The organism is Lentilactobacillus parafarraginis DSM 18390 = JCM 14109 (assembly GCF_001435895.1).
In the GTDB taxonomy this organism is placed as follows: domain Bacteria; phylum Bacillota; class Bacilli; order Lactobacillales; family Lactobacillaceae; genus Lentilactobacillus; species Lentilactobacillus parafarraginis.
Genome location: NZ_AZFZ01000105.1, coordinates 1 through 4,791 on the forward strand (window position 1 = coordinate 1; position 4,791 = coordinate 4,791).

Consider the following 4,791-nt stretch of genomic DNA (forward strand, 5'->3'; position numbering starts at 1 on the left):
AAGACGAAACAGGGCTAATGACATTCATGCAGGCTAAACACGTTCAGAAAGGCTCACAGGCCGGTTTAATCAAGGACGTCCAAAAGAAAGGCAAAAAACGAGCTAGTCCCCAACTATTCTCGCTATCTAGTCTCCAAAGTGCCATGAATAAACGTTATCACGCCAGCGCCAGCCAAACCTTAGCGGCTATTCAAAGCTTATACGAAGACAAACTACTCAGTTATCCCCGCACCGATTGTACTTATATCACTGATGAAGAATTTGAGTATTTAGTGGCTAATCTGCCGAAGTATCTGGGTGTGGTCTCTAAGCCAGTCGCTTTAACCAATACCACCCCAAATAAGCGCTATGTTAATGGAAAAAAGGTTGAAGAACACTACGCCATTATCATGACTAAAGTCGTGCCGACGAAAGAGAAACTAGCTAGCTTGCCTAAATTACAGCAACAAGTCTACGACCTGGTTTTAGGAACCCGTCTAGTATCTTTTAAGAACTATCTTCAGGAAGGCCAATACAACCATTTGAAGACTGCTGTTAAGGGCGCGTTCACAGTTTTTCCAAAGTCGCCGACATTTGTCTAGCCAACTCCATGAACGTTCAATGATCCATCGTTGCGGTAACACCGTGAACGTATGCAACTCGTTGCGTTTAGCTACCGTCGTCTTAGCATTCAAAATGAGCTTCACCTGATCCGCAAAGTCATTGCCAGTGTAGCCACCATCAACCATGACATGCTGAACCAGCTCTAAATTTTGGCTAGCCAAACTAATAAACATAGCCAATGCACCTGAACGATCTGATACATTAGCTCGTGTCACGAGAACGGCTTGTGGTAAACCATTAATATCAACCGCCATATGACGCTTAATCCCTGAAATCTTTTTGCCGCCATCGTAGCCACTATTTTTCGTTAAATCAGTGGTTTTAACACTTTGAGCATCAACAATCACAAACGACGTTCGGGCCGATCGGCCCTGTGCAAAGCGATAGTAAGCAACAGTTTTTTTAAAAGACTTTCTAATAGTGAATCGGCTGTCGGGTCTGGTTTATCTCGCCACATATCGTAATAGTGGTAGACAGTGTGCCATTCCGGGAAATCGTGCGGTAATTCACGCCATTGACACCCTGTAGTAAGCGAGTAAAGGATGGCATTGAATACGTCACAAAGATCATAACGACGCGGTCTTGTATGCTTGCGGAAGTTTTCTAAATCAGGTTGTATTAACGCAAATTGCGCTCGAGAAATATTGCTTGGATAATCTGGCATGACAAACTCCTCAGTCGGTTTTCCACAATTCTACCAGATTCAGCAGATACTAGACAGGTTCTAAGAGGCATTTCACCATACTAACAAGAAAACCAAAAATTCCCAGATCATTAATTTAACATATCGTATCAAACCACGTCTGGAATATTATCTAGGCGTTTTTTTAATGTCATGGTATTTTCTGGCATAAAGGTTGCATTATTGTGACTACGGTTGTAAACTAATAAGTGTTAAGAGGCTACAAACGTAAACTTAGAATTCAATTAATGGAGGAAGCCAATTGAAGGATGCAAAGAATGTAACCATCACCGATTCTGAATGGATGGTTATGAGAGCAATTTGGACAATGGGACATGCGACTAGTCGTGAACTAATCGATGCTATGAACGAATTAGAAGGCTGGTCAGCTTCAACAACCAAAACGCTACTTCACAGGTTGATTCAAAAACAGGCGGTTTCGCAGCATGGCGGCAGTCGACCATTCACGTATAAGCCGGTTGTTGGCGAGAAGGAATCAATGGCGGCAGCGGCAGATGATTTGTTTGACCATATGTGTGCGATGCGGGCTGGTTCAACAATTGCCGGCGTTATTCAGTCAAGGGAACTCTCACGGGCGGATATTGCGAACTTACAGGCGATTCTAGCTGAAAAGGCCAAAACAGCGCCCGAGGAAGTTCAGTGTAACTGCTTGCCAGGTGATCAAACGTGTTAAGACTGTGGTGTTCTGTCTACTTTTAGGATTGCTGCACAAAAATCCAGAATCTGGGATTTCTGATGGCGGAAATTTATGAATTTTTGTCGTAATTCTCATTCATATAGTGGCATGGTGCTCCGCAAAGCAGAAGCCTAAATATAAGAACCTGGTGGAAAAATCCCGAGCCCGGAGATTTCCACACAAGGAACTTATATTCCGGCTTCTAACCGCTTTGCTACGCACACTTATTTTTAGGGGGTCGATAATCATGGCAAATAAAGAGGACCATATGAACATGAAAAACATGAGTGCTAAGAATATGGAAAATAATGAATCAAATATGAGTCATATGGATCACGATATGACCGAAACGGATCATAATCAAATGAACATGGACCACGATATGGCTGAAATGGATCACAGCCAAATGAACATGAATCACGGTGATATGGATATGGCTGGGACTGACATGATGATGCACGGTGGCTCAATGATGCATATGGGGAATTTGAAAGTTAAATTTTGGGTCTCCGTTGTCTTAGCGATTCCAGTTTTACTGTTAGCACCAATCATGGGTTTAAACGTTTCCATCCTTAGTTTCAGTTCACCGCTAATTGTTGGCATTATCATCGTTTTGTTTGATACAGCACTTTACTTTTATGGCGGAATGCCATTTTTAAAGGGGGCTAAAGCGGAAATTCAGAATAAATCTCCTGAAATGATGACGCTAGTAACCCTTGGAATTTCCGTTTCGTATTTCTACAGTTTGTACGCATTTATTGCCAACAACTTCTTGAACCCGGCAAATCATGTAATGGATTTTTCGTTCGAACTTGCAACCCTGATTTTAATTATGCTTCTAGGACACTGGATTGAAATGAATGCATTGATGGGGGCTGGGGATGCCTTACAAAAGATGGCGGCCCTGTTGCCTAAGACGGCCCATCTAGTTACAGATAATGGTGAAACAAAAGAAGTGCCAGTATCTGATTTAAAAGTTGGTCAAGCTTTCCAAGTGCGTTCAGGTGAGAGTATTCCAGCCGATGGTGTTATTACGGCTGGGGAGTCGACCGTGAATGAAGCACTGGTAACCGGTGAATCTGCTGCCGTTACCAAGAACGTTGGCGATAAGGTCATTGGTGGTGCAACCAACAATAATGGGACGCTAACGGTTAAAATTAGTGGTACTGGTGACTCCGGCTATCTTTCTCAAGTAATGAAAATGGTTCAAAATGCCCAGCAAACTAAATCTAAAGCAGAAGATAAAGCTGATTTAGTTGCCAAGTATCTATTTTACGCGGCATTTGTTGTTGGGATTATTGCTTTCTTTGCCTGGTTACCCCAGGGATTGGCGACTGCAATGACGATCATGGTGACCGTCTTCGTGATTGCTTGCCCGCATGCATTAGGATTAGCGATTCCATTAGTGGTTTCTCGTTCTACTACGATTGGCGCTCAAAATGGGCTATTAGTTCGAAATCGCCAAGCCATTGAAGCAAGTCAACATGTTAGCCACGTTCTCTTGGATAAAACTGGCACGTTAACAGAAGGTAAATTTACGGTGAATGCATTGATTCCAAATGATGGGATTGACGAAACAACGTTATTAAGCCGACTGGCCGCCCTTGAAAATAATTCGACTCATCCGCTGGCCCAAGCAATCATTACTGAAGCCCAAGCGAAGGACATTGAAGTCGTTGCGGCTGAAAAGTCTCAAAATATTCCGGGCGTTGGTATTTCCGGTAATGTTGATGGCACTGACTATACGATTGTTAATGGTAACTATTTAACGAAGCAAGGGATCAGGTTTGACGAGGCCGCTGCTGATAAATGGGCTGCTAAGGGTAATTCCGTCAGCTTCCTATTGCAGGGCACCCAAGTTCAAGGAATGGTTGCTGAAGGCGACACCATCAAAGCGGGTGCTAAGGAATTAATTAGTGGTCTTCAGAGGCGAGGAATTACCCCCGTAATGCTCACTGGCGATAATCCAAAAGCCGCGGAACACGTTGCTAACTTACTAGGATTGACTGAATTCCATGCAGGCCTATTACCAGATGATAAGCAAAAGATTATTGCTGATTATCAAGCAAAGGGCAATCACGTCATCATGGTTGGTGACGGCGTAAATGACGCACCAAGTCTTGCCGCGGCCGATATTGGAATTGCAATTGGTGCCGGAACCGATGTTGCCATTGATTCCGCTGATGTTGTGTTGGTTAAATCAGAACCCAGCGATATTTTACATTTTCTTGATTTGGCTAAAATCACAAATCGGAAAATGGTTCAAAATCTCTGGTGGGGAGCAGGCTACAATATTGTCGCAATTCCACTCGCTGCCGGTGTGTTGTCATTTATTGGAATCATTCTAGACCCAGCCGTTGGTGCTGTGGTCATGGCGATGTCGACAATTATCGTGGCAATTAATGCGATGGGATTGACTGGTGAAAAGATTAAAAACGTGTAATTAAGTGATGACAAAAAGAGGAGAAAGATCAGCTGGTAGTCTGGTCTTTCTCCTCTTTTTGATCATCATGTTAATTACTTATCTGGTTGCTCAGTTAATTTCGCCAATTTTTGATGCAGCCTAATGTCATATTGCCTGGTAATTGGCATTAACACCGCGACCACCCCGCAAATGGCAGCACCGATTCCTGCAATCACAAATAGGCGTTCAATGCCAATCACATCAGCTAGGGGACCGGCAAAAATTAAGCCAATTGGTTCACCTAGATTCAACAAAGAATTCAAAACGCCTAGAATCCGCCCTAACTCTTCTGCTGGATAACTTTGTTGAATCATGGTAGATTGTAAAATTAATCCGAACGCTGTT

General features: G+C 43.2%; 4 protein-coding genes and 1 pseudogene. 3 read left to right on the forward strand and 2 right to left on the reverse strand.

Annotated elements, in window-relative coordinates; all coding sequences use genetic code 11:
• A pseudogene (locus FD47_RS13675) lies at positions 1–483 on the forward strand (DNA topoisomerase); the annotation flags it as partial.
• Here the strand turns inward: FD47_RS13675 and FD47_RS15145 are convergent.
• Positions 477–1,267 (reverse strand): IS5 family transposase gene (locus FD47_RS15145; protein ID WP_153108275.1). Its coding sequence is split into 2 segments (ribosomal slippage): positions 477–1,000 and positions 1,000–1,267, totalling 792 coding nucleotides; the frame shifts between segments, so codons are not numbered across the junction. The pseudogene FD47_RS13675 and the gene FD47_RS15145 sit on opposite strands and share 7 nt — an antisense overlap.
• Positions 1,268–1,547: 280 nt before the next feature.
• On the opposite strand from FD47_RS15145, the gene FD47_RS13680 reads away from it, so the two are divergent.
• Positions 1,548–1,979, forward strand: a complete 432-nt coding sequence (locus FD47_RS13680) for a CopY/TcrY family copper transport repressor (protein ID WP_002817470.1) — start codon at positions 1,548–1,550, stop codon at positions 1,977–1,979.
• A gap of 250 nt (positions 1,980–2,229) precedes the next feature.
• The gene (locus FD47_RS13685) at positions 2,230–4,425 is read left to right on the forward strand and encodes a heavy metal translocating P-type ATPase (protein ID WP_054736634.1); all 2,196 of its coding nucleotides are present in this window, start codon (positions 2,230–2,232) and stop codon (positions 4,423–4,425) included.
• 74 nt (positions 4,426–4,499) lie between these two features.
• Here the strand turns inward: FD47_RS13685 and FD47_RS13690 are convergent.
• The coding region (locus FD47_RS13690) for an MFS transporter (RefSeq protein WP_156404161.1) at positions 4,500–4,791 on the reverse strand (292 nt) is incomplete at its 5' end.

What these genes read in the sequence shown, in the direction of transcription:
- FD47_RS13685 (WP_054736634.1), top strand. Translation starts at nt 2,230, where the DNA reads ATGGCAAATAAAGAGGACCATATGAACATGAAAAACATGAGTGCTAAG.